Raw genomic sequence first — 25,220 nt, 5'->3', positions numbered from 1 at the left:
AACGAATATAATGGTAAGAACATGATGATGATTTCAGCCAGATTGACTCTTCATATGGTCAGCCAATGGAGAAGCGAATAAATGGCAATCGGATATTTCCTGCTTGTTGGTGATAAAACAACCTGTGGCGGCCAGATTATTACCGGTGACCCCACGATGACATTTAATGGGCGGTCAACCGCGCGTGAAGGAGATAAGGTTACCTGCGGTAAACATCCCGGTACTTACGTAATTGTCGGTGGTATCTCAAATGTTTTTGACATGGGGCGCAAGCTGGCTGGCACGCTGGATAGCGTAAGTACGTGTCCCTGTCGGGCTAGATTTATTAATTCGGAGATGGACAGTTATGAAAAACAGGAGCAGCCCAGTCATCCGGCCCCCGTGCCGGTTAATATGGCGGCTCAGAATTTCTCGTCGTCGGTCAGGGAAACGCAAAGCGTTCAGTCCGGGCCGCCTCCGGTGATAGAAGCGCCGCCTCCAACACCGGTGTTTACCAAGTCTTGCCTGCGAGGTAAAGGCTGTACCGATGCCGGAACCGAAGCTGAACCTGCGAATAATTTTGGGCGAATGGGGATATATCAGGTTCTGTCATCTCCCGCTCCGGTGACGACGCCGAAACCAGAACCGCCCCCGCAAAGTAAGAAACACCCGCCTGAACCGGAGAAACCGCAGGATAAAAAATTGCCGTGGTATAAACGGTGGTTTAGCGGTGGCAAAGATAAAGCCGAAGCCGCCGCGACTGCTGTAGCTGCGACGGCCCGCAGCGCGACAGCGGAAGGGGAAGCGCTGGTGATGCGTTACATTGGGGGCAGTGCGGGCAGTGCCGGGCGCTGGCTGGCGGCACCGAACCCGGTAACGGTTGGGATAATGGGGCTGTTTTATTCGCCGGAGCTGAATCAGGGCGAAGAGGATTACTTAAGTCAGTATCAACTCGGGCAAATAGCGGAACAGTTTGGTAAAGCCCCGACTCGTGTACGTTTTCGCTGGATCAGAGATGAAAAAAGCGGCAGGATGACAGTTCAGGGGTATCACGTCAGCCCGGAAAGCGGGCTGGATAAAGTGCCGGTTCATGTGATGAGATTGAACCGGACTACGGGGAATTACGAGTTCTGGGAGCCGGGAGAAAACAGGCCGACGATTTTATGGACGCCGAACGAACAGGAATTTAAAGTTCCGGCCCATACCGGGAATGAAGAACCGCCGTTTATTCCGTCGCAAATAACTGTGTTGCCGATCCCGGATAAAGAGGGCAGCGATATTGAATCGTTACCGATGCCGGAAGAAAAGGATTTTCGTGATTATATTCTGGTTTTTCCTGCCGGTTCAGGCATGAAGCCGATCTATGTGATGTTTAATACTCCTCGGAATCAACCGGGAGTGGTAACTGGTCGGGGACAAAAAATCGAAGGAAACTGGTTAAGTCGCGCAGGGCAAGGTATGGGAGCACCAATTCCCAGCCAGATAGCAGATAAGTTGCGTGGGAGGAAGTTTAATAACTTTGATAATTTCAGAAATGCGTTTTGGAAAGAAGTTGGTAATGATCCGGAATTGTCTAAACAATTCACAAGAGCAAATGCGATAAACGTACCTAAAGGTTATTCTCCATATACAATTCCTGAAGAGCAGGTTGGAGGTAGGGAAGTATTTGAGATTCATCATGTTAAACCAATTAATGAAGGTGGTGAGGTTTATAACATGGATAATCTGCGCATATTGACACCAAAGCGGCATATAAAAATACATGCTAATAAAGGGGGTAAAGTGGGATGAATTTGAAAAATAAGTTGGAAGATTATACAGAAGCTGAATTTTTAGTTCTGCTGAATAAAATCTTCGATGGTGAATGTAAAACTGAGAACGAATATCACAGTTTAGTAAAACATATTGAGATAATTACCGAGCATCCCAGCCGAAATGGACTAATTTTTTACCCAGAAAATGGAGTTGAAGATAGTCCTGGAGGTGTGCTTAAAGTTATAAAAGAATGGCGAGCTAAAAACGGCAAACCTGGCTTCAAAAAATAAAAGGGATTCGGTAAATTAGGAAAAGGATTTCCGCGATTATATTCTGGTACTTCCCATCCCGAATATGCCGCCGGTGTATGTGTATTTGAGTAAACCACCGGTGAAATTGTTTGAAGTGGATTTGTACAGGAATTTTGTGGGTAGGCCAAGAAATGGGATGCATGCTGATCATATGCCTTCGGCTGCTGCGGTTAAGGCAAGGTTGAAAGCGTTATATCCTAAATTATTACCTTCCGAATTAAATTCTGATTCTAAAAATGTATCTGCAATTATTATTCCGGAAGAAGTACATCAAAAACTCAGTCAAACTTATGGAGGACGAAATTCGTCAGAACAGATTGAAAGAGATTCTCAAGATTTACGTGCGGCATTAGATAGGAACTTTGATGCCATAAAACCGAGCTTGAAAAGTTATGGTGCAACAGAAGTACAGCTTGAAAATGCTCGCCAGAGGATGCATAAACTAAACGAGGAACAGGGGTTGTATAAATGACAGTCAATGTAGAGGTACTAATAAACAATCTAGGAAGAACTTATCAGGAAATTTTTAATGAAGGGTTAATCCCTTATAAAACCAAACCTACAGGGTTTGCTGGAGATCCTGATATATCTTTAAATATGGCTAAAGAAGGTGTTTACTTGTCCTTTAGAAGAATTAGTAAAGTTTTATTTGCTATAGAGCTTACTTTAGTTGACGAGAAGAAACCACAATACCGGTTTCCAAATGAGCTACCTTCACCATTAGTTTCGATAATGTCTCGGCAATGGGTTCATGAGCATTTTGGAAATCCTGAAAAATCACTTCCTCCACAGAAAATATTAAAGAGAGATACTGGCTGGACAGAGTTATATACGCTGCTAGATTTTCGTATTCCAACTAGTATGCAAATTAATTACGATTTACTAGAACGTGTTAAAGTAGTGGCATTCTTACCCACATCAGAAGTACGTTGGTAATCAATATAAAGAAAGGTTTTTTGGGGAACTAATTCATTTGCGGACGCTTGAAAAACAAAATCGCAGATGAATTAATTTAACCAAGAACAGAGGTTATATATCCGTCATCTTTCAGGTTGTCTCTTTGTTGGCTGCACTCACTCACCCCGGTCACATAGTTAGCTATGCTCCCGGGGATTCGCTCTCTTGCTGTCGCGATCCATCTTGAAATCCATAGGGTATAAATAATGGCGATCAATGTTAATGCATTGTTTTTACCACTTTTAACGCCTGCTTTTTATCAAATTTAATCATCATGGCATATTATGGTTTTACGTTTAATGAACGTTAATCATAGCTGATTTTAGCTTTACTGACGCTGTTTTACCGGTAATTTTGAATAGTTTTAATGAGGTATTATCTTTATGTTTTTACGGATAATCAACCTTTTTTCAGAGCTTAAATCCTGCCAGATTAACCATTTTATCTATGTTTTTTGCGCTTAAATGGATTTGTTTTCAAGTACAATATCCATGTTAAAAATATGGTATTTCACCCTGAATAAGGTAAGTTTTTACGGCAATCTTTAAAGGACTAAGTTTTAAGGAAAATTGGGTAAATATCGGGTAAAAAGCCTTGGATTTTCCTTTATATTATTGATAATCATAGAAAATTTTATTATTTATATATAACTTAACTTATAAGTCAGATAATAATTTCCATAAATATTATCACATATAAAAAAATTGCGATTCTTTTAATTTGAAATATTTCTATTTGATTTAAACTTTTTATTAACAAATCTTGTTGATGTGAAAATTTTCGTTTGCTATTTTAACAGATACTGTCAAACGGGGCAGTATGTTGATGGTTCACTCAGTCACACTGATAGTTTTAAGCAGAAAGTTGTAGCGTGTTTGCAAGATAGTCAAACAGCAACTTAAGCTGAAATTACCCTACTAAATGGATGGTAAATATGACTAAAAAAATTTCATTCATTATTAACGGTCGAGTCGAAATATTTCCTGAAAGTGATGACTTAGTTCAATTGATTAATTTTGGTGATAATAATGTTCATTTGCCAATATTGAATGATTCTCAAGTAGAAAACATTATTGATTATAATGAAAATAATGAATTGCAGTTGCATAACATCATCAACTTTCTCTATACGGTAGGGCAAAGATGGAAAAATGAAGAATATTCAAGACGTAGGACATATATTCGTGATCTAAAAAAATATATGGGATATTCAGCAGAAATGGCTAAGCTAGAGGCCAACTGGATATCTATGATTTTGTGCTCTAAAGGTAGTCTTTATGATATTGTAAAAAATGAACTTGGTTCTCGCCATATTATGGATGAATGGCTACCTCAGGATGAAAGTTATATTAGAGCTTTTCCGAAAGGAAAGTCCATACACCTGTTGACGGGTAATGTGCCATTATCCGGTGTGTTGTCTATATTACGTGCAATTTTAACAAAGAATCAATGCATTATAAAAACCTCATCAACCGATCCTTTTACCGCTAATGCATTAGCGCTAAGTTTTATCGATGTGGACCCTCATCATCCGGTAACGCGTTCTTTGTCAGTCGTATATTGGCAACATCAAGGTGATATATCACTCGCAAAAGAGATTATGCAACATGCGGATGTCATTGTCGCCTGGGGAGGAGAAGATGCGATTAATTGGGCTGTAAAGCATGCACCACCCGATATTGATGTCATTAAGTTTGGTCCTAAGAAGAGTTTTTGCATTATTGATAACCCCGTTGACTTAATATCCGCAGCTACAGGGGCGGCTCATGGTGTTTGTTTTTACGATCAGCAAGCTTGTTTTTCCACCCAAAACATATACTACATGGGAAGTCATTATGAAGAGTTTAAGTTAACGTTGATAGAAAAACTGAACTTATATGCGCATATATTACCAAACATCAAAAAAGATTTTGATGAAAAGGCGGCCTATTCCTTAGTTCAAAAAGAATGTTTATTTGCTGGATTAAAAGTAGAGGTTGATGTTCATCAGCGCTGGATGGTTATTGAGTCAAATGCGGGTGTGGAACTTAATCAACCACTTGGCAGATGTGTGTACCTTCATCACGTCGATAATATTGAGCAAATATTGCCTTATGTGCGAAAAAATAAAACACAAACCATATCTGTTTTTCCCTGGGAGGCCGCGCTTAAGTATCGAGACTTATTAGCATTAAAAGGTGCAGAAAGGATTGTAGAAGCAGGAATGAATAACATATTGCGAGTTGGTGGCGCCCATGACGGAATGAGACCGTTACAACGATTAGTGACATATATTTCTCATGAAAGACCATCCCACTATACTTCTAAGGATGTTGCGGTTGAAATAGAACAGACTCGATTCCTGGAAGAAGATAAGTTCCTGGTATTTGTCCCATAATAGGTAAAAAATATGGAAAATAAATCCAGATATAAAACCATCGACCATGTTATTTACGTTGAAGGAAATAAAAAAATTCATGTCTGGGAAACGCTGCCGGAAGAAAACAGTCTAAAAAGAAAGAATGCAATTATCATTGCATCTGGCTTTGCCCGGAGAATGGATCATTTTGCTGGTCTGGCGGAGTATTTGTCACGGAATGGGTTTCATGTGATCCGCTATGATTCACTTCACCATGTTGGATTGAGTTCAGGGACAATTGATGAATTTACAATGTCCATCGGAAAACAGAGTTTATTAGCAGTAGTTGATTGGTTAAATACGCGAAAAATAAATAACCTTGGTATGCTGGCTTCGAGCTTATCTGCGCGGATAGCTTATGCAAGTCTATCTGAAATCCATGTTTCATTTTTAATCACTGCGGTCGGTGTGGTTAACTTAAGATATACTCTTGAAAGAGCTTTAGGATTTGATTATCTCAGCTTACCCACTGATGAATTGCCAGATAATTTAGATTTTGAAGGCCATAAATTGGGTGCTGAGGTTTTTGCGAGAGATTGCTTTGATTCTGGCTGGGAGGATTTAACTTCTACAATTAATAGCATGATGCATCTTGATGTACCATTTATTGCTTTTACTGCAAATAATGACGATTGGGTAAAGCAAGATGAAGTTATTACATTACTATCAAGTATTGGTAGTCAGCAATGCAAGATATATTCTTTACTAGGAAGCTCACATGATTTGGGTGAGAACTTAGTGGTCCTGCGCAATTTTTATCAATCGGTTACGAAAGCTGCTATCGCAATGGATAATGGTCGTTTGGATATTGATGTCGATATTATTGAACCGTCATTCGAACATTTAACTATTGCGGCAGTCAATGAACGCCGAATGAAAATTGAAATTGAAAATCAAGCAATTGCGCTGTCTTAAAACCTATTGAGATAGATGGTTAATTCTATCACTCAAATAGAAATACAAGGACTCTCTATGAAATTTGGAAACTTTTTGCTTACATACCAACCCCCCCAATTTTCTCAAACAGAGGTAATGAAACGGTTGGTTAAATTAGGTCGTGTCTCTGAGGAATGCGGTTTTGATACCGTATGGTTGCTGGAGCATCATTTCACGGAGTTTGGTTTGCTTGGCAACCCTTATGTGGCTGCTGCCTATTTACTTGGTGCAACCAAGAAATTGAATGTAGGGACTGCGGCTATTGTTCTCCCCACCGCTCATCCAGCACGCCAACTTGAAGATGTGAATTTGTTGGATCAAATGTCAAAAGGACGATTTCGGTTTGGTATTTGTCGGGGGCTTTACAATAAAGATTTTCGCGTATTTGGTACAGATATGAATAACAGTCGCGCCTTAATGGAGTGCTGGTATCGGTTGATACGAAATGGAATGACAGAGGGATATATGGAAGCCGACAACGAACATATCAAGTTCCATAAGGTAAAAGTACTGCCGACGGCATATAGTCAAGGTGGCGCACCTATTTATGTCGTTGCTGAATCTGCCTCCACGACTGAATGGGCTGCTCAACATGGTTTACCCATGATTTTAAGTTGGATTATCAATACTAACGAAAAGAAAGCGCAACTTGAGCTCTATAACGAAGTGGCTCAAGAATATGGGCACGATATTCATAATATCGACCATTGCTTATCATATATAACATCTGTAGACCATGATTCAATAAAAGCGAAAGAAATTTGCCGGAATTTTCTGGGGTATTGGTATGATTCCTATGTTAATGCCACGACCATTTTTGATGATTCAGACAAAACAAAAGGTTATGATTTCAATAAAGGGCAGTGGCGCGACTTTGTCTTAAAAGGACATAAAAATACTAATCGCCGCATTGATTACAGTTACGAAATCAATCCCGTAGGAACGCCGAAGGAGTGCATTGACATCATCCAAAAAGACATTGACGCCACAGGAATATCAAATATTTGTTGTGGGTTTGAAGCTAATGGAACAGTCGATGAAATTATTGCTTCCATGAGGCTTTTCCAGTCTGATGTCATGCCATTTCTCAAAGAAAAACAACGTTCGCTATTATACTAGCTAAGGAAAATGAAATGAAATTTGGATTGTGCTTCCTTAACTTCATCAATTCAACAATTGTTCAAGAACAAAGTATAGCCCGCATGCAGGAAATAACGGAGTATGTTGATAAACTGAATTTTGAACAGATTTTGGTGTATGAAAATCATTTTTCAGGTAATGGCATTGTCGGCGCTCCTTTGACTGTTTCTGGTTTTTTGCTCGGTTTAACTGAAAAAATTAAAATTGGTTCATTAAACCACATCATTACAACTCATCACCCTGTCCGAATAGCGGAGGAAGCTTGCTTATTGGATCAATTAAGCGAAGGGAGATTTATTTTAGGGTTTAGTGATTGCGAAAAAAAAGATGAAATGCATTTTTTTAATCGCCCTGATGAATACCAACAGCAACTATTTGAACAGTGTTATGAAATTATTAACGATGCTTTAACAACAGGCTATTGTAATCCAGATAACGATTTTTATAGTTTTCCCAAAATATCCGTAAACCCTCATGCTTATACGCAAGGCGGGCCTCGGAAATATGTAACCGCAACGAGTCATTATGTCGTTGAGTGGGCAGCCCAAAAAGGCATTCCTCTGATCTTTAAGTGGGATGATTCCAATGATGTCAGACATGAATATGCGGAAAGGTATAAAGTTATTGCTGATAAACAGGGTATTGACCTATCAGCTCTAGATCATCAGTTAATGATATTGGTTAACTTTAACGAAGATAGTCAGAAAGCTAAAGAGGAGACACGTGCATTTATAAGCGATTATGTTTCTGAAATGCACCCTGATGAAAATCTCGAAAAGAAACTTGAAGAGATAATCACAGAAAATGCCGTCGGAGATTATAAGGAATGTATAGCTTCGGCTAAATTGGCGATTGAAAAGTGTGGTGCAAAAAGCGTATTACTGTCCTTTGAACCAATGAATGACTTGATGAGCCAGAAAAACACAATCGATATTGTTAATGATAATATTAAGAAGTATCACATGTAATAAAAGAGTATGGCAGCTGTGCTGCCATCATTCCTAATATTATCTGTAGAGGGTAAAAACAGGTATGACTTCATATGTTAATAAACAAGAAATCACAGCAAGTTCTGAGATTGATGATTTGATTTTTTCGAGCGATCCATTAGTTTGGTCTTATGATGAACAGGAACAAATCAGAAAAAAACTTGTGCTTGGCGCATTTCGTAATCACTATAAACATTGTCAAGAATACCGTCGTTATTGTCAGGCACATGAAGTAGATGACAATATTACGGAAATTGATGAAATACCTGTATTCCCAACATCAGTTTTTAAGTTTACTCGCTTATTAACTTGTAAGGAAAACGAGATTGAAAATTGGTTTACCAGTAGTGGTACGAATGGTTTAAAAAGTCTGGTGGCGCGTGACAGACTAAGCATTGAGAGGCTCTTAGGTTCTGTAAGTTATGGCATGAAATATATTGGTAGTTGGTTTGATCATCAAATGGAATTAGTCAACTTGGGGCCTGACAGATTTAATGCTCATAACATTTGGTTTAAATATGTGATGAGCCTGGTGGAATTGCTATATCCTACAACATTCACCGTAACAGAAGAACGGATAGATTTTATTAAAACATTAAATAGTCTTGAACGAATAAAAAATCAAGGGAAAGATATTTGTCTTATCGGTTCGCCATACTTTATCTATTTGCTCTGCAATTATATGAAAGATAAAAATATCTCATTTTCTGGAGATGAAAGCCTTTATATCATAACGGGGGGAGGCTGGAAAATTTACGAAAAAGAATCCCTGAAACGCGACGATTTCAATCAGCTTCTATTCGATACCTTTAACCTTAGTAATATGAGTCAGATCCGCGATATATTTAATCAAGTTGAACTTAACACCTGTTTCTTTGAGGATGAAATGCAACGTAAACATGTTCCGCCGTGGGTATATGCGCGAGCACTTGATCCTGAAACGTTGAAACCTGTGCCTGATGGAATGCCGGGTTTGATGAGTTATATGGATGCGTCATCAACGAGTTACCCGGCATTTCTTGTCACCGATGATATCGGGATAATTAGAAGAGAATATGGTAAATATCCTGGTGTGCTCGTTGAAATTTTACGTCGTGTTAATACGAGGAAACAGAAAGGGTGTGCTTTAAGCTTAACTCAAGCATTTGACAATTGACATCCTCATTTTGATAATTAAGTCAAACAACGTCGCTAATGATTTTCGATGCCCATATGTTAACATGATGAGAAATTTATTAAGAGGATAATTTGGTTTTTAACCTCAGTACTGATTTTATGTTGCTATTCGCCTGATAAAGCTGGCCGAATATGCTCGCCCTGCGGGCCGCCTTTGGCGGTCCAAAACGGCGTTGCCGTTTTGTCGAACCCTGTTCGAGGGTTCTCACCCCTCCCTGCATCGAGGAATATATAAGCAAAAAGCCCAGGTGGTTAACCTGAGCTCTTCTTCAAATTCTGGCGGTGAGGGAGGGATTCGAACCCTCGATACGTTTTCACGTATACACACTTTCCAGGCGTGCTCCTTAAGCCTCTCGGACACCTCACCCTATTTTTTCGTCGCAGTAACTTTGTTTGATATCGTCGCTGCAACGGGGCGCTACTATAGGGAAAAGCATTACAAGCGTCAACACTCTTCTAATACTTTTCTTTGGTTTTTCGATTGATTAGCTAAATAACCGTCAATTCGATGAATTGACGCCCATATGACGTTGTTGAAGTAAACAGATGCAAGCTTTTTGATAAGAAAAAAATGAATTCGTTAACTACTTAACATTCTCAACATTTTCATAAAGATGATTAACAAAGAGGCTTGCAACCTGCTATTAATCAGATAACCCTGTGTAAAAAAATAAAATAGGATAAATAATCATGGATATTATCTTTTACCACCCTTTTTTTGATGCCGCTCAGTGGATTCAAGGCATGCAACAGCGACTGCCGAATATTAATATCCGTCAATGGAAACGAGGCGATAATGCCCATGCAGATTATGCAATGGTTTGGGCCCCTCCCTATGAGATGTTGGCAAATCGCTCCGGATTGAAGGGGATTTTTACCCTGGGAGCAGGCGTCGAGGCCATTTTGAAGCAGGAACAACAAAGACCAGGGATGTTGCCCGCCGGTGTACCATTAATGCGTCTCCAAGATGCAGGGATGGGATTACAAATGCGGGAGTATGCGGTAGCAATGGTTTTACATTACTTACGCCGCATGGATGAATATAAGTTGCAGCAAGGGCAGAGAATGTGGAAACAACTCGAATCACATGATCGCCGCGATTTTGTAATTGGTGTGTTGGGCGCTGGGGTTTTGGGACGTAGTGTAGCCGAGACGCTGGTTGAGTTTGGTTTTACTGTACGTTGCTGGAGTCGTACTCCAAAGCAGATTAATAAGGTAGACAGTTTTTACGGTCAAGATCAGTTGGGCGATTTTCTCTCTGGCAGTAAAGTGCTTATTAATCTATTGCCCGATACACCGCATACCCGCGGCATTCTGAATTTATCGCTGTTTAGTCAGTTAAAACCGAAATCTTATTTGATTAATCTCGCACGAGGCTCCCATTTGATAGAACATGATCTATTGGTAGCGATCAATAAAGGCTATATCGCAGCGGCTTCATTGGATGTATTTACTGAGGAACCATTGCCGAACATGCATCCATTCTGGACGCATCCCCGTATAACGGTTACTCCACATATTGCTGCTATTACTATTCCCAATATCGCTATGGATAAGGTCAGTGAAAATATTCGGCGGATTGAGAAGGGTGAATTACCAACGGGTGTTGTGGATATCAAACAGGGATATTAATAGTTCTCTTTACAGTCAGGTCGGTTATTGGGGACAATAGCGGCAAAATAGCTGTTTATTTGGAAAATGAGATGAATGAATTTTCAATAGTCTGCCGCATCTTAGGGACTTTATTTAATCGCCAGCCACAAGATCCAGTTCTGCAACCCCTTCTGACAATGATTGCGGAAGGTAAATTGAAGCAATCCTGGCCATTAGAGCAGGATGCGTTGCTGGATCGTCTGCAACAGAGTTGTGAACTGCCGGCAATGGCAACGGATTATACCGCGCTGTTTGGTGATGATGCCAGTGTGCCGGGTTGTCGTTCTGACTATACCGGGGAGAGTGAAAACGATATTCGTCAGTTTCTGACCGAACGCGGTATGCCATTGTCAGATGGGCCGGTTGATCAGTTTGGCTCTCTGTTATTAGCGGCTTCATGGCTGGAAGATCAGGCCGCAGAAGATGAAGTTCAGGGGCAAATTGTGTTGTTTGATGAGTATCTTCTGCCGTGGTGTGGGCAATTGCTGGGAAAGGTAGAAGCCCACGCAACAACCGGCTTTTACCGGACATTGACAATGATCACCCGTGAAGCGTTGCAGGCGTTACGGGAAGAGTTGGATTCTTAGTTCGAGGCGGATGAAAAGGCAAATAATTGACGATTATTTGCCTTTTCTGCGATATCTCGATAAAAATTATTTATCGGTCAGCATGATAACAAATTTGCCAGGTTTGACTTCTAACCCTTTTGCCAATTTTTTGGCGGCGGCTTCAGCTTTACTGTGATCCGGTTTCAATACATAAACGGGGTGAATATCAAAGAAAGCGCTGAGTGATTTATTCAGATAAGGAAGCAACGCGTTAATTGGCTTTTCCATTTTTTCCGGTGTGATTTGATAATCAACGATTTCTAATTCTTTCAGAAAAATAGCGCCTTTTTCTGGATCAAACACAGGTTGCGCTTTTAGTGTCAGCTTCATATCCGCTTTAGCCGGGCCAAGCAGGGAGGCAATATTAACCTTTGCCTGGCCGGTTAATGCGATTTTATCGGGTTCTGTCCGGCCAATTTGGCTGGACAATTCTGTCAGTTCTATATCCGCGTTGGCGATACCATGTAATTCAATCTGTTTCTGGTAATGGATATGTTTCGCCAGATAGCCATTAATCAGCTCTTCGCTGATACTGAAATCTTTGAATTGATCGCAACCGCTGACCAACCCAGCCAGCAGCAAGACTGCCCCCAAGAAAAATTTTCTCATATTAACTCCTTTATTTTGAAGGGCAGATTTTACATCATTAATTGCCACTAAGCATGGCGGATTCAATTTTACGCTGGTTAAACTGGCGGTGCAGTGCATACAACGTAATAAAGCCAATAACTCCTAACAGGATCCAGGGCAGTTGCGGCATGTTTAGCCTATGACCGGTATCATACAACCAACCGCCGCCGGTATAACCTAAAGCGCCGCCCAGCGCCAGGCCGAGGCGGCTAAAGCCCATATAACTGCCACGGGCGCGGGGATCAGCTAGTGAAGCGCTTAATGTCTCACGGGCAGGTTCTGCGGTGATGGTACCAAGGTAGAACAGGCAGATAATGCCAAACAGCGTATTGATTTCACCAATCAAACCGATTGGGAACATGCTCAGGCTCATCAGGAAAAGCCCTGCCATTAGGCGCTGTTCCAGCCGGAAGCGTTTTTCGCTCCAGCGGGCAATGGGATAAAGTAAAGTCAACGAAAGTGTCGCTTCAATGGCGTACATCCACTTCACCGCAGCTGGCGTTCCGGCGATTTCATTGACGATAATTGGGAACATCAGCATGACCTGTACAGACAGCATAAAGTAGCCGGTCAGTGTCAACACATAAGTGAAGAAGCGGCGGTCTTTAATGACGCGTCCCATACCTTCCCAAATTGGCGTACGGGTAGTGGAAATCCGGTATGCAGGGAGTTGCCAGGCATTCCAGAGGGCTGCCAGAACGAAAATAACAGCGCCTGTCCAACAAACGAGATGGAAATCATATTGCAGCAGCCAGCTACCAATCAGCGCACCGACAACAGCACCGGCGCTATCTTGCATTAACAGCAGGGAATAAAAACGGCCACGCTCGTGAGGGCGGGTGAGTTTGATAACCAGTGCGGTCCGTGGTGGATCAAATAAAGTGCCGCCTAAAGCGGATAATATGCAGGCAAGCCATAAGATCCACGGCTCAGTGGCTAATGCGATTAAAGCAAAACCAAGGGCGCGCAACAGCATCCCGGTGACGATCATTGGTTTCGCGCCGAAGCGGTCGGCAATTGCGCCACCGAAAATGCCCAAGCCTTGTTGTACAAACTGCCGCAAACCAAGAGCAAAACCGACAACCAGCGCAGCCCAACCCAGTTGTTCAACAAAATGTATTGATATTAAGGGAAAAACGACGAAGAAGCCCAGAACGACCAGCAAGTTATCAAATAACAAGAAGTACTTGCCCAAGCTACGTGCTTGCGAAACCAGTGACATTGCTCACCATTGGAATATTAAGAAGAGGAGAATAATATAATTCTCCTATATTCTGTACTTAATTTAATCTTTAGAGTAGTGATTTATAGATAATATTTTTTTATCGTAAGCGGGTGGCTGGAAGATGTATTTTACAGATGAAAAGCTTAAGTTTTTAACGGACAAATTAGGCCTAGTTAGGGAGAAATAATGTTTGGTTATCGTTCCACTTTACCGAAGGTTCGTCTGATAACAGAACGAATGGTGGTGCGTTTGGTGTACGAGCGGGATGCTTATCGTTTAGCTGAATATTATTCAGAAAATCACGAATTTCTTAAACCTTGGGAGCCGACCCGGGATAACAGCCATTGTCAGCCTTCTGGTTGGACAAACCGATTGAATTTAATTACGGAAATGCAAAGACAAAGTACAGCTTTTCATTTCTTGCTGCTTGATCCGAATGAGAATGAAGTTATTGGTGTTGCGAATTTCAGTAATATTTTGCGGGGTGCTTTTCATGCCTGTTATTTGGGATATTCTCTTGGTGAAAAATGGCAGGGAAAAGGGCTGATGTATGAGGCGTTGCAGCCAGCCATTCGCTATATGCAGCGTCAGCAGGGTATGCATCGGATTATGGCTAATTATATGCCTGATAATCATCGAAGTGGTAATTTGTTGGAACGCTTGGGCTTTGAGCGTGAAGGATATGCAAAGAAATATCTGATGATAAATGGGATTTGGCAGGATCATGTATTAACCGCACTGACAGATGAAAAATGGAATGGAAAAAGTTAATTATCAGATTGTACTGCCAGATAAACCAGGAACAAACAGATGTAGAGAGAAGGAAGGAAATGTAACTTGAAAGATGGTGTTTCCTCATACCTTACTTTTGACCCTTTTTTCTTAGTTAATTTTAATACATTGTTTTTTAAAGGAATGTTATTTACCTCGTAAAAAAGGGTTTTTTTACTTTTTATCACTCTACTCTTTAAAAGTCAGCAGGTTAAGGTTAGTATCTAACAGTTCACTGCCGTACAGGCAGCTTAGAAAATCATGAAAAAATATTTGGTAAAGCACACAGTGTTCACTGCCGTACAGGCAGCTTAGAAATTTCCAAGGCTCATCAGTCTTAGAAGCATCTAGTTCACTGCCGTACAGGCAGCTTAGAAAAACGCGTTAATGCTGCCTTCCAAACCGTATTGGTTCACTGCCGTACAGGCAGCTTAGAAAATTGATATGAACGCCGGTAATTTCAACATGCAGTTCACTGCCGTACAGGCAGCTTAGAAAAATGCGACCAACCTTGCGTTTAAGTTTTCGGCGTTCACTGCCGTACAGGCAGCTTAGCAATTGCCCCGTAAACCGTCGCCCAATCGGGCGGCGATATAAGGGGAGCTAACCGTTTTTTACGGCGGGGAGCAGTCACAAACAGAAAGATCGATTTATAATACTCTTTTGACGCAAGTGATATTCTCTGACAGACTGCAATGCATAGGAGCTATCTGTATAGCGGACTTCTCAACGGAGGCAACCATGGGTCATACCCGTTACGAAACTGATGTGGTCGCTTGGGCGAATGAGCAAGCTGCATTATTGCGTGCAGGTAAATTCTCTGAGATCGATATAGCTAATATTGCCGAGGAGATTGAGGACGTGGGCAAGAGTGAAAAACGTGAACTGGCAAGTCGTATGGCGGTTTTGTTGGCCCATCTTCTGAAATGGCAATTCCAGCCTGGCCGTCGTGGTTCAAGCTGGCAACGAACTATCAGGGAACAGAGAAAAGCACTGGAATTGCATATAAAAGAGACACCTAGCCTGAAAAGTACGATTGCTGATGAAAACTGGTTTGCTAAAGTTTGGGCTGATGCCGTTTCTTCCGCTGCCGACGAAACAGGACTGGATATGTTCCCGGATGAATGTCTCTGGAATATAAATCAGATCTTTTCCCAAGAGTTCTATCCTGATTAAATATAAGCTTTAATGAGTTGATTTATTTGACGCACTGACTTCGGTTGGTGCGTTTTTTTGAGCATGATTTTGAGATAAATACGATGAATTTATTGAAATCGCTGGCTGCGGTCAGTTCTATGACCCTGTTTTCCCGGGTTCTGGGCTTTATCCGTGATGCCATTATTGCCCGTATATTTGGCGCAGGCGCAACAACGGATGCCTTTTTTGTTGCCTTTAAATTACCTAATCTGTTGCGCCGTATTTTTGCAGAAGGCGCATTTTCTCAGGCATTTGTGCCGATTCTGGCTGAATATAAAAATCAGCAGGGAGATGAAGCGACTCGGACGTTTATTGCCTATGTTTCCGGTATGCTGACGTTAATTCTGGCGGTTGTTACGGTGCTGGGTATTTTTGCTGCACCGTGGGTGATTTATATTACTGCGCCGGGTTTTACCGATACCGCGGATAAATTTGCTCTGACGACAAGTCTGTTAAGAATTACGTTTCCCTATATTTTTCTGATATCGCTGGCCTCGTTGGCAGGGGCGATATTAAATACCTGGAATCGGTTTTCTGTACCGGCTTTCGCCCCGACGTTGCTTAATATCAGCATGATTGTGTTTGCACTGTTCGTCTCTCCGTATTGTAATCCACCGGTGATGGCGTTGGGTTGGGCAGTTGTTGCCGGCGGTATTTTGCAACTTGTCTATCAGCTTCCTCACCTGAAAAAAATTGGCATGCTAGTATTACCGCGCATCGCTTTCCGTGACAGTGGCGTATGGCGGGTTATCCGACAGATGGGGCCGGCGATCCTTGGGGTTTCAGTCAGCCAGATTTCATTAATTATTAATACGATTTTCGCCTCATTTCTGATATCCGGTTCGGTGTCCTGGATGTATTACGCTGACCGTTTGATGGAATTACCTTCCGGTGTATTGGGCGTTGCTCTTGGAACTATTCTTTTGCCTTCGCTGGCGAAAAGTTTTTCCAGTGGCAATCATGAGGAATACACTAAACTGATGGATTGGGGGCTTCGGCTCTGTTTCCTATTGGCGCTGCCTTGTGCTATCGCGTTGGGTATTCTGGCAGAACCTTTGACGGTTTCTCTTTTCCAGTATGGTAATTTCACTGCATTTGATGCGGCAATGACTCAGAAGGCATTAATTGCTTATTGTTTCGGGCTGATGGGGATAATTATTGTTAAAGTACTGGCGCCCGGTTTTTATTCCCGTGGCGATATCAAAACCCCGGTGAAAATTGCGATTGCGACTTTAATTCTGACTCAACTAATGAATCTGGCTTTTGTTGGTTCACTGAAACATGCCGGGTTGGCGCTTTCTATCGGTTTGGCTGCTTGTTTCAATGCCGGTATGCTTTACTGGCAATTACGGAAGAAAAATATTTTTAAGCCGCTGGCGGGGTGGGGTGTTTTCTTATTTAAATTGATTGTGGCAGTTGCAGTAATGGTTGCCGTGTTAGCGGTTACTTTATGGTTGATGCCAGTATGGGAACAGGGAAATATGGCTATGCGTCTGTTGCGGTTAATGATGGTGGTTATCGCTGGAGCTGGCGGTTATTTTGCGGCATTGATGCTGATGGGTTTCCGGTTGAAAGATTTTGCCCACCGCGGTTTATAATAAATTCAGGTATCCCGGCGGTTATTCTTGGATCAAGCCGTGTTTGAGCTTTCAGAGACTGTCGGGATATCAATTTTCATAGAATTGATGTAACCAATTAATTGATTTATAACTAATTTCCCATAAAATGCCTCAGGTGTTATAGTCACTCAGTTTAACAATGTTTGAATAACAAGTTCATTGTGCGTGCCAGGTCGTGTTTTTTCATGAAAATATAAGAGATCCTGTTATAAATTACAATTATAATATGGCGATATTTGTTATGCTAACTAACTGATCCGAATGCGATTTGGAGCAGCTATTGAATTAAATTTAGCAGATAAATAATACCGGGATGAATATTTAATCATCTTAAAAATAAATAATTGGTATTATCCTGTGTTCAGTGGGTTATTCAGAAGTCATAGATTAACTTGCTGGCCTTGATAGATTTAACTGAGTGGGGAAGAATTTATGTGGTTTGAAAAGTTAAGTCATACTCAGTCAGGTAAAACTGATCATATCTTATTTTGTTTCCCTTATGCGGGTGGCTCGGCAGAGGTTTTTCGTGGCCTGAGCATTTGTCTGGCGAAAAATATTGCGGTATATGCATTACAATTGCCGGGTGGCGGTAGTCGTTTTGGTGAAGCGTTAAGCCGGGATATGGAAAAGATTTTGCAAGCAGTACATGGAGAAATGAGACATCTGATCAACGGTAGCCGGTTCTCTTTATTTGGGCACAGTAACGGCGGTTTGTTTGCTTATGAATTGGCTAACCGGTTAAATAATGAGAACCAATCTCCGGCAAACGTATTTATTTCCGCAGAAGCCGCTCCGCATATTACCAATTTTAAGGAAGATCCATTTTATTTTTCTGATGCGCAATTGAGTGAGCTGTTGGTAAAATATGGTGGAACGCATGATGAAGTCATTAGTAATGAAGATTTCAAAGCGATATTCTTTCCTATTATTCGTAATGATTTATCGCTTAATTACCATATGAAACATTATTTGCGGCAAAAGCATAGTGTATCTGAACTCGTTTTGATTCATGGGCAAAAGGATAAAACGATGTCAAAAGAGGATATGCTGGCGTGGGAAAACTATACTTGTGGCGGTGTTGATATTCACCTCGTCGATTCTGATCACTTCTTTATTCAGCATATACCGCAAGTGGTTGCTGATATCATTCATACCAGAATTGCATTGAGCACCAAACAGGAACGGCCGATGATTGTATAATACAAACCTTGGCAGGCGTGATAAGGCAATATATGCTGTATCACGCCAATTTTTCAGAGAAAACCGTGATGTTACGGTTACATCCGCTCTACCGTCTCAATGCCCAAGGTATTCAGACCTTGTTTCAACGTCTTAGCGGTCAGCAAAGCCAGTTTCAGGCGGCTTTGGCGCAATTCTTCGCTTTCAGCATTCAGGATCTGACAGTGTTCATAGAAACCAGAGAACAGACCGGCTAGATCGTACAGGTAAGCACACATAACATGTGGCGTACCTTCACGGGCGACGGTGGTGATAGTCTCTTCAAATTGTAACAAACGGGTTGCCAGAGCTTGCTCACGATCCTCATTCAGAATAACCGGTAACGTCAGGCTGCTTCCATCAATATCGGCACGTTTGAAGATCGAGACAACCCGGGTATAGGCATATTGCATATAAGGCGCGGTGTTACCTTCAAAGGCGAGCATATTATCCCAATCGAAGATGTAATCTGTCGTACGGCTCTTGGAGAGATCGGCATATTTCACTGCGCCAATACCCACAGCGGCGACCACTTTTTTCAGTTCATTTTCTGGCATATCCGGGTTTTTCTCACGGATAAGTTTATCGGCACGTTCAATGGCTTCATCCAGCAGATCGGTCAACCTGACAGTGCCGCCGGCACGGGTTTTGAACGGTTTGCCATCTTTACCCAGCATCATGCCGAACATGTGGTGTTCCAGTGACATGGTTTCCGGTATATAGGCCGCTTTACGAACAATGGCCCATGCTTGCATCAAATGCTGATGTTGACGGCTGTCGATATAATAAAGAACACGTTCAGCGCGTAGGGTTTCATGACGATATTTTGCACAGGCGATATCCGTTGTGGTGTAAAGATAGCCGCCATCCTTTTTCTGGATAATCACGCCCATCGGCTCACCTTCTTTGTTTTTAAACTCATCAAGGTAAACCACGGTTGCGCCATCACTTTCTACCGCCAGACCTTTCTGTTTCAGATCAGCGATAATACCGGGCAGCAAATCGTTGTACAGACTTTCCCCCATCACGGCATCTTGCGTCAAAGTGACATTCAGACGGTCATAGGTTTGCTGATTCTGGGCCATAGTGATATTCACCAGCTTGCGCCACATAGTACGGCAATACTCATCACCGCCTTGCAGCTTCACCACATAGCCACGGGCGCGGGCTGCAAATTCTTCATCTTCATCATAGTTCTTTTTTGCTTCACGATAGAAAACTTCCAGATCGGCCAGTGCCATATCGCCGGCATTTTCGTTCTGCACTTTCTCCAGATAGGCGATCAGCATACCGAACTGGGTCCCCCAATCACCAACATGGTTAGCGCGGATAACCTTATGGCCTAGGAATTCAAGGGTACGCACCGCAGCATCGCCAATAATGGTGGAACGCAGATGACCAACGTGCATCTGTTTAGCGACATTGGGTGCGGAATAATCGACAACGATAGTTTGTGGTTCGACTGGCGTAACGCCCAATTTCTCATCGTTCAGTGCAGTTTCGATATTCGCTGCAATCCAGGTTTTATCAAGAAAAATATTGATAAAACCGGGGCCGGCGATTTCAACTTTACTGGCGATACCTTGCAGATCCAGCAGGCTAACAACTTTTTCTGCCAGTTGTCGGGGCGGCATGCCCACTTTTTTCGCGGCGGCCATCACACCATTGGCCTGATAGTCACCAAATTGCGCTTTCGCGGATTGACGGACGTGAGCTTCGCTGTCGGCTGGAGCACCTGCTGCAATCAGCGCCTGGCTGACTTTTTCTGAAAGAATCGCCTGAATATTCACCTGGTTACCTTAAATTACGAACAAGAATAGGTATATTGTAGCAAACAATACCCTTTGCAAAATGATTCATAAGAAAAAACGGCAGGTTTTATACCATATTCAGTACACGGCATGCTACAACCTGCCGTTTTATGTCAAGGCCGCTGGACCATGAACACCGACAAAAACTGCTGGATAATTGGAGTCGGGCAGAACATATTTCGATATTGGAAGTTTGAGTTGACTAAAGGGAAAGCCTGAGTGGGTTTTGTTTTTATTTAACCCGTTCAAGCAAAACCAGTTTGATTTCCTAATGGATTTTTTCCAATATAATAAAGAGCAAATCATTATTTGAGTGTTTTGGGGTGTTCCCTGTGTTTCATAGGGATGAACCATACAATATGGATTTGGCTGTTAAATAGGGAATATGTTCCTCGTATTAGCGGGGATAAACCGATGATATTTGCTGTGATTAGAGTTAATCGAATCGTTAATAAATAATGGTAAAATGGATTTTAAATTGTCATGTTTTGAAAAGAAATGTCAGTATAAATGCAATAATAATTTGGTGGCAGATGGGTGAATTAGCGGATTTTTTGTTTATAAGATTGTTTTTTTGAACAGTTGGTCGATTTAAAGATATCTATTCTTCGCTTAATATAAACCTGAATCCTTTTTGTATTTACAGAAAATTGTTATCAATTTTCTTTTTGTAAATTTTCAAAGAAGTTCTTGCACTTTGATGATGATTTGATAATTATTGTCTAAACTTTGTCATATGGCCGATATGAAAGAATATCCTCAGATACCCTTTGTCGTTATCAACAGGGATTAACTGATTGGTGTTTGTTGCTTTTGTTTTCCGCTTATCCAGCTTCTTGTGTGGGGTATATTTCACGATTAGCAATGAGATATACACTTTATTTACTTGATATGAGCATTCGTCAGTTATTCATATTAAAAGAAGGAAATAAAACCAATGGGTATATCAGATCCGCGTCTGTGTTTCGATTGTAAGCGGTTTTTGAAAAACTGGGTAGAATTTCAGTTGGTGGATGAACAGGGGAAGCCGGTGGTTAACCTGCCTTATCGCCTGATCAGTTACGGAACGCCAGGTTATGTGCGCCAGGGGGTAACCGATGGTTTTGGTGTGCTTAGGGAAGAGATGCTGTTACCCCATAAAGTCACGCTGTATATTGATGCTCAAGCGTTGGCTAACGAGATGGAACAGCGCCCGTTGCGGGAAATACGCGGTGAAGCGGCGTCGGTGGTGAAGCCCAAAGCAGAAACCGAAGGCCACCAATATCATTATGTGACTATCGGGCAGATTAGTGATGGGTTACCGGTGATTAAGGATTGGAAAGACCCTAAAGACATTCCACCGCCCTATCATTTCCCAGACCCGGAGCCAAATGGCTACACGGTTCATCCATTAAATCAACGGTATGTCTTGGAAATATGCCCGTTTCGGGCCTGGGTCTTACAGCTACATCATCAAAAAGAGTATTCCATTGTCAATGCGTATAACCAGTGTTTGATGAGTGTGCTGGCTTATGCCGGTGGGGATGTTGATACTGAAGGCTCTGTGACTCACTTTTTTAATCGGCAGATGGTGGATGTTTCAACGTTGCCCTATAAGGTGGAAGAATTGCTTGCGACTCCGGTGGTTTATGATGTGCCGTTTAGTGGACGTTATACTAAAGTGGAGTTTATTGATTCAGCAAATGTTGATGGTGTGGGAGGTAATACTCAGTTGTTTTATGTGGTCAGCCAGTGTGATGTAGTTGTTAGCTGGAAGGGCACGGCCAGTATGGCGGATGCCATTACGGATGCGACGTACCAACCTTTGGGATTAAGTTGTGATGAGAAAGCATTGTGCAGTGGGTTTATTCACAGCGGTAAAGTGCATAAAGGGTTCTGGAAAGCGTTTAGTTTGATTGCAATGTTGACAATTCCCAATGATGAAACTACAGCAGTATTCCTTGATATAGCCAGATTGGTTAGAAATAAACGGTTATTCATTTGTGGTCATAGTTTAGGCGGTGCGTTGGCATTATTGCATAGTGCACAACTGAGAGAACATGATCCTTGTCTCTATAGCTACGGAATGCCACGAGTGTTAACGGTCAGTGCGGTACGGGAATTGGCAGATATCACCCATTATCGCCATGTCAATGAAGATGATCCGGTTCCTGCTGTGCCCCCAGAAAAAAATCTGGATAACTGGCTTTATAATTGTTGGGGACCACTGGGTTATCTATTCAGTCCTGTTGAATTGTTGGACTTTACCAGCAGCGGTGAAGTTTTTCTGCATCATGGAAAAATAGTACATTTCTGTAAAATCAATCTGGTTATTGAATGGCTAGAAGAACGCAACCCAAGCAATCATGTGCGACTCAGAACAACTTTGCCCACTAAAGCAAAGTTGTATTTAGTTCCGTCATTAAACAGTGAAACAGAAAATAATCTGAAACATGCTGGGAACGTTCAGAAAAAATTCTTTCAACGGATCAGTGATGCCGATAAGGTTAAATGGTTTCCGTTGAATGAGAACCCAACCTTAAAAGATGCTTTGGGTTTTCCTGATCATAGTTCACTGAAATATGCTCGTTATATTGGCGCACGATTGGCAGAGTTAATCGCGCCGGAGAAATATCATTTTTTCTGGGATCAGAAACAATTATTTGAAAAAACTCTGAATGATAGGAGCGATATTGTTTCCGATATTCGACAACGCGATACCTTGTTTTTACAGATTGATCACCAGTTAAAACAAGCTCTGATTTGCACCCAACAGGATAAACAGGGCAATCTGGCTTTAACGCGCTATACAGATAACGCGGTAGGGGTCGAGGAAAACTGACCATGATAAATATAAGAAAATACTTACCGGTATTGTTAGCGATATTCATATCAGGTTGCGTTGACCCAAATGAACCACTTTCCCCTCCTAAAAAGAATCAGTGGATCACAGTAGAAGGGGAGGTGCCGAAATACACAAAACCGTATGTGTCCGCTGTGTATAAATCAGAAGAATGCCTTAAATATCAACTTCATGCGGATATGTCGCCTTATAAAGTGCCGACCTATCACGGATTGCGTCTAGATGTAAAAGCTGATCCACAAACAGGTTATTTTCGGGCAAAGTTGCCTTTTAATGGTGGAGGTTGGTGTAAATGGAAAATTGACCGGGCTTTTGTATCGGTGAGTTATACCGATGTTAGTCATTTGATGAAAGATGCTGTTAATGAGGGAGGAAAAGGAACAGGTTTAACTGCGTTTATCAATGATGCAAAACAAAACTATGGTACTGAGATTAATGCATTGAATATAATAGATTTCAGACCTGTTATTTACCCTATTCTGGAAATGGTTGAGGGACTTCCTAAACGCCTATTCTTAAGGGGTGAAGTAGGTACACGTTTCTTTCGATTGAAATTATCTCCTGGAGCTGAATGGAAAATCACATTTAGGCCTAATCTAGATGAAACTAAAATTCCGAAGGTCACTGTGACCAGACAAGGGGAATGGGTTGAATATCCTGATGGACGCATTGAAACCAATACTCAAGAAATCGATTACCGATATATAAAGTAATCTCATCAGGAAAACTGACCGTGATAAATGTGAAATGCGACGGTAAGGGATTCACAGTATGAAAATAGTAAAAGTCACGCTGTTGTTGTTATTTTCGTATTTTATTTACTGGTGGATGGGGGATACCTTTTTTAACTGGTTTTTTCCCTTTTCATCTGTCGGAAAGGGGCCGTTAATTACCGTGGAGGGTGTCGCGCCGAAATATACAAAACCGTATGTGTCCGCGCAGTATATATCAAAAGATTGTCTTAGATATCAGTTTCATTCTGATATGTCACCTTATAAGGTACCGACTTACCATGTTTTAAGTCTGGATGTAAAAGCTGATCCACAAACCGGTTATTTTCAGGCAAAGTTACCCTTTAATGGCGGGGGCTGGTGCAAATGGAAAATCAATCAAGCCTCTTTGACAGTCGGTTATACTGATGTCACCCGCTTGGTAAAAAAGATGCTGTTCAGGATGAAGGCGCTGAAGGGACAGGTTTAACGGCATTTATTAACGATGCGGCCCGGACATATCTTGACGAAACTGCAACATTGAATGTTATAGATTACCACCCGGTTATTTACCCTGTTTTGGAAATGGTTAACAAATTTCCAAAAAGACTCTACTTGCTAGGTGAGAAACCAATGCGTCCATTTAGATTGATGTTAACTCCAGGAGCGGAATGGAAAATTATCTATAAGCCTAAACTGGATGAGACTAAGATGCTGAAAGTGATTATCCCGCCGGGTAAAGCGCCTGCGAGGGTTGAATATCCGGATGGAAGCATTGATTGGAATAATGATCGAATAGAATACTGGAAAATAAAGTAACGTCACTAAGGCCATATTATTCATTTACCTAAACACTAACACCAGAAATAAGGAGTTCCTATGAACGATGGATTACATTTTCTCTGTCAGGTTACCGATTTGCCGGAGAAAACATTTGCGGTAGCGGAGTTCTCTTTACAGGAGGAATTATCCGAACTGTTTACCCTCTCTTTAACTCTGGTCAGTAAACGGGCGGATATTGATCTGGAGTCACTGTTATTACAGTCGGTGAAGTTCCGGGTGGTTTTCAACGACGTTGAACAACGTCAGGTCAGCGGCATTATCGCACAGGCTGTACTGGGTGATACCCATACTCACCGCACGATTTATTATCTCACCGTCCGGCCTGCGCTCTGGCGGATGAACCTGAATCAGGACAGCCGGATTTATCATCGGCAAAGCGTCCCGGAAATCCTAAAAAGCTTGCTGAAAAAACACTATATTCTGGCCGACTCCCAACTGAATGAGTTTCATTA

Annotated in this window: 21 protein-coding genes, 1 tRNA gene, 1 pseudogene and 1 CRISPR repeat array; of the genes and pseudogenes, 19 read left to right on the top strand and 4 right to left on the bottom strand. The window is 41.8% G+C overall.

From position 1 onward, the window contains the following. Positions 1-81: 81 nt before the first annotated feature. From ABR397_RS15760 to luxE, 9 genes are all read left to right on the top strand, one after another. The gene (locus ABR397_RS15760; RefSeq protein WP_350306585.1) at positions 82-1,770 is read left to right on the top strand and encodes an S-type pyocin domain-containing protein; all 1,689 of its coding nucleotides are present in this window, start codon (positions 82-84) and stop codon (positions 1,768-1,770) included. Continuing rightward, positions 1,767-2,024 (top strand): bacteriocin immunity protein, encoded by a 258-nt coding sequence (locus ABR397_RS15755; protein WP_350306584.1) that lies wholly within the window; start codon positions 1,767-1,769, stop codon positions 2,022-2,024. Before ABR397_RS15760 ends, ABR397_RS15755 begins: the two co-directional genes overlap by 4 nt. An 85-nt stretch (positions 2,025-2,109) precedes the next feature. After that, positions 2,110-2,517 carry a hypothetical protein gene (locus ABR397_RS15750; protein ID WP_350306583.1) on the top strand — a complete coding sequence of 136 codons (408 nt, stop codon included), beginning with the start codon at positions 2,110-2,112 and terminating at the stop codon, positions 2,515-2,517. After that, positions 2,514-2,981, top strand: a complete 468-nt coding sequence (locus ABR397_RS15745) for a DUF6392 family protein (RefSeq protein ID WP_350306582.1) — start codon at positions 2,514-2,516, stop codon at positions 2,979-2,981. The genes ABR397_RS15750 and ABR397_RS15745 overlap by 4 nt, the downstream gene beginning before the upstream one ends. 955 nt (positions 2,982-3,936) lie before the next feature. Then, a complete protein-coding gene (luxC, locus tag ABR397_RS15740) occupies positions 3,937-5,379 on the top strand; it encodes a long-chain-fatty-acyl-CoA reductase LuxC (protein ID WP_350306581.1) in 1,443 nt (480 codons plus the stop codon). A 12-nt stretch (positions 5,380-5,391) separates the two neighbouring features. Continuing rightward, positions 5,392-6,315 (top strand): acyl transferase, encoded by a 924-nt coding sequence (locus tag ABR397_RS15735; RefSeq protein WP_350306580.1) that lies wholly within the window; start codon positions 5,392-5,394, stop codon positions 6,313-6,315. A gap of 57 nt (positions 6,316-6,372) precedes the next feature. Further along, positions 6,373-7,455: a luciferase subunit alpha gene (gene luxA / locus ABR397_RS15730; RefSeq protein WP_350306579.1), complete on the top strand. Its 1,083-nt coding sequence runs from the start codon at positions 6,373-6,375 to the stop codon at positions 7,453-7,455. A gap of 14 nt (positions 7,456-7,469) precedes the next feature. Further along, a complete protein-coding gene (gene luxB / locus ABR397_RS15725; protein WP_350306578.1) occupies positions 7,470-8,444 on the top strand; it encodes a luciferase subunit beta in 975 nt (324 codons plus the stop codon). Positions 8,445-8,508: 64 nt separating this feature from the next. After that, the gene (gene luxE / locus ABR397_RS15720; protein ID WP_350306577.1) at positions 8,509-9,621 is read left to right on the top strand and encodes a long-chain-fatty-acid--protein ligase LuxE; all 1,113 of its coding nucleotides are present in this window, start codon (positions 8,509-8,511) and stop codon (positions 9,619-9,621) included. Positions 9,622-9,918: 297 nt separating this feature from the next. Here luxE and ABR397_RS15715 read toward each other — a convergent pair. Beyond that, positions 9,919-10,008: transfer RNA gene (locus ABR397_RS15715), tRNA-Ser, on the bottom strand. Positions 10,009-10,331: 323 nt separating this feature from the next. On the opposite strand from ABR397_RS15715, the gene ghrA reads away from it, so the two are divergent. Together ghrA and ABR397_RS15705 are read left to right on the top strand one after the other, a co-directional pair. After that, positions 10,332-11,273: a glyoxylate/hydroxypyruvate reductase GhrA gene (ghrA, locus tag ABR397_RS15710; protein ID WP_350306576.1), complete on the top strand. Its 942-nt coding sequence runs from the start codon at positions 10,332-10,334 to the stop codon at positions 11,271-11,273. Between the two features lie 71 nt (positions 11,274-11,344). Next, positions 11,345-11,881: a TorD/DmsD family molecular chaperone gene (locus tag ABR397_RS15705; protein WP_350306575.1), complete on the top strand. Its 537-nt coding sequence runs from the start codon at positions 11,345-11,347 to the stop codon at positions 11,879-11,881. Positions 11,882-11,947: 66 nt separating this feature from the next. On the opposite strand, the gene ABR397_RS15700 is transcribed toward ABR397_RS15705, so the two are convergent. Then, positions 11,948-12,511, bottom strand: coding sequence for a lipoprotein (locus tag ABR397_RS15700; RefSeq protein ID WP_350306574.1), 564 nt, complete (start codon positions 12,509-12,511; stop codon positions 11,948-11,950). Positions 12,512-12,548: 37 nt separating this feature from the next. Continuing rightward, entirely contained in the window at positions 12,549-13,754 is a 1,206-nt protein-coding gene (gene mdtH / locus ABR397_RS15695; RefSeq protein WP_350306573.1) for a multidrug efflux MFS transporter MdtH, read from the bottom strand. 189 nt (positions 13,755-13,943) lie between these two features. On the opposite strand from mdtH, the gene rimJ reads away from it, so the two are divergent. The 4 genes from rimJ to ABR397_RS15675 all read left to right on the top strand — a co-directional run bounded on the left by rimJ (position 13,944) and on the right by ABR397_RS15675 (position 18,544). Continuing rightward, positions 13,944-14,528, top strand: coding sequence for a ribosomal protein S5-alanine N-acetyltransferase (rimJ, locus tag ABR397_RS15690; RefSeq protein ID WP_350306572.1), 585 nt, complete (start codon positions 13,944-13,946; stop codon positions 14,526-14,528). A gap of 230 nt (positions 14,529-14,758) precedes the next feature. Continuing rightward, positions 14,759-15,086: direct repeats of the CRISPR family, unit length 28 nt; unit sequence GTTCACTGCCGTACAGGCAGCTTAGAAA. Between the two features lie 183 nt (positions 15,087-15,269). Further along, positions 15,270-15,704: a DUF29 domain-containing protein gene (locus ABR397_RS15685; protein WP_350306571.1), complete on the top strand. Its 435-nt coding sequence runs from the start codon at positions 15,270-15,272 to the stop codon at positions 15,702-15,704. 83 nt (positions 15,705-15,787) lie between these two features. Next, positions 15,788-17,323, top strand: coding sequence for a murein biosynthesis integral membrane protein MurJ (gene murJ / locus ABR397_RS15680; RefSeq protein ID WP_350306570.1), 1,536 nt, complete (start codon positions 15,788-15,790; stop codon positions 17,321-17,323). 453 nt (positions 17,324-17,776) lie between these two features. After that, positions 17,777-18,544: a thioesterase II family protein gene (locus ABR397_RS15675; RefSeq protein ID WP_350306569.1), complete on the top strand. Its 768-nt coding sequence runs from the start codon at positions 17,777-17,779 to the stop codon at positions 18,542-18,544. Between the two features lie 77 nt (positions 18,545-18,621). On the opposite strand, the gene argS is transcribed toward ABR397_RS15675, so the two are convergent. Further along, complete coding sequence (gene argS / locus ABR397_RS15670; RefSeq protein WP_350306568.1) at positions 18,622-20,352, bottom strand: arginine--tRNA ligase; 1,731 nt, start codon at positions 20,350-20,352, stop codon at positions 18,622-18,624. 958 nt (positions 20,353-21,310) lie between these two features. Between argS and ABR397_RS15665 the strand changes: the two genes are divergently transcribed. From ABR397_RS15665 to ABR397_RS15650, 4 genes and pseudogenes are all read left to right on the top strand, one after another. Next, positions 21,311-23,194, top strand: a complete 1,884-nt coding sequence (locus ABR397_RS15665) for a lipase family protein (protein WP_350306567.1) — start codon at positions 21,311-21,313, stop codon at positions 23,192-23,194. Between the two features lie 2 nt (positions 23,195-23,196). Further along, complete coding sequence (locus tag ABR397_RS15660) at positions 23,197-23,928, top strand: hypothetical protein (protein ID WP_350306566.1); 732 nt, start codon at positions 23,197-23,199, stop codon at positions 23,926-23,928. A 115-nt stretch (positions 23,929-24,043) separates the two neighbouring features. Then, positions 24,044-24,744: pseudogene (locus ABR397_RS15655) on the top strand (hypothetical protein). Positions 24,745-24,804: 60 nt separating this feature from the next. Further along, a partial coding sequence (locus tag ABR397_RS15650; RefSeq protein ID WP_350306565.1) for a contractile injection system protein, VgrG/Pvc8 family occupies positions 24,805-25,220 on the top strand: 416 nt, incomplete at its 3' end.

This window comes from Photorhabdus viridis (assembly GCF_040256935.1).
GTDB classification, from domain to species: domain Bacteria; phylum Pseudomonadota; class Gammaproteobacteria; order Enterobacterales; family Enterobacteriaceae; genus Photorhabdus; species Photorhabdus viridis.
The sequence above is the reverse complement of the archived record's forward strand: the minus strand, read 5'-3'. Positions and strand labels throughout refer to the sequence as shown.

Bases quoted from the DNA above. Each gene is read 5' to 3' on its own strand.
- ABR397_RS15700 (WP_350306574.1), bottom strand. From the start codon at position 12,511: ATGAGAAAATTTTTCTTGGGGGCAGTCTTGCTGCTGGCTGGGTTGGTC.
- luxB (WP_350306578.1), top strand. From the start codon at position 7,470: ATGAAATTTGGATTGTGCTTCCTTAACTTCATCAATTCAACAATTGTT.
- luxE (WP_350306577.1), top strand. From the start codon at position 8,509: ATGACTTCATATGTTAATAAACAAGAAATCACAGCAAGTTCTGAGATT.
- ABR397_RS15755 (WP_350306584.1), top strand. From the start codon at position 1,767: ATGAATTTGAAAAATAAGTTGGAAGATTATACAGAAGCTGAATTTTTA.
- ABR397_RS15745 (WP_350306582.1), top strand. From the start codon at position 2,514: ATGACAGTCAATGTAGAGGTACTAATAAACAATCTAGGAAGAACTTAT.
- ghrA (WP_350306576.1), top strand. From the start codon at position 10,332: ATGGATATTATCTTTTACCACCCTTTTTTTGATGCCGCTCAGTGGATT.
- luxC (WP_350306581.1), top strand. From the start codon at position 3,937: ATGACTAAAAAAATTTCATTCATTATTAACGGTCGAGTCGAAATATTT.
- ABR397_RS15660 (WP_350306566.1), top strand. From the start codon at position 23,197: ATGATAAATATAAGAAAATACTTACCGGTATTGTTAGCGATATTCATA.
- ABR397_RS15735 (WP_350306580.1), top strand. From the start codon at position 5,392: ATGGAAAATAAATCCAGATATAAAACCATCGACCATGTTATTTACGTT.
- luxA (WP_350306579.1), top strand. From the start codon at position 6,373: ATGAAATTTGGAAACTTTTTGCTTACATACCAACCCCCCCAATTTTCT.
- ABR397_RS15665 (WP_350306567.1), top strand. From the start codon at position 21,311: ATGGGTATATCAGATCCGCGTCTGTGTTTCGATTGTAAGCGGTTTTTG.
- ABR397_RS15705 (WP_350306575.1), top strand. From the start codon at position 11,345: ATGAATGAATTTTCAATAGTCTGCCGCATCTTAGGGACTTTATTTAAT.
- murJ (WP_350306570.1), top strand. From the start codon at position 15,788: ATGAATTTATTGAAATCGCTGGCTGCGGTCAGTTCTATGACCCTGTTT.
- ABR397_RS15675 (WP_350306569.1), top strand. From the start codon at position 17,777: ATGTGGTTTGAAAAGTTAAGTCATACTCAGTCAGGTAAAACTGATCAT.
- ABR397_RS15685 (WP_350306571.1), top strand. From the start codon at position 15,270: ATGGGTCATACCCGTTACGAAACTGATGTGGTCGCTTGGGCGAATGAG.
- mdtH (WP_350306573.1), bottom strand. From the start codon at position 13,754: ATGTCACTGGTTTCGCAAGCACGTAGCTTGGGCAAGTACTTCTTGTTA.
- rimJ (WP_350306572.1), top strand. From the start codon at position 13,944: ATGTTTGGTTATCGTTCCACTTTACCGAAGGTTCGTCTGATAACAGAA.
- ABR397_RS15760 (WP_350306585.1), top strand. From the start codon at position 82: ATGGCAATCGGATATTTCCTGCTTGTTGGTGATAAAACAACCTGTGGC.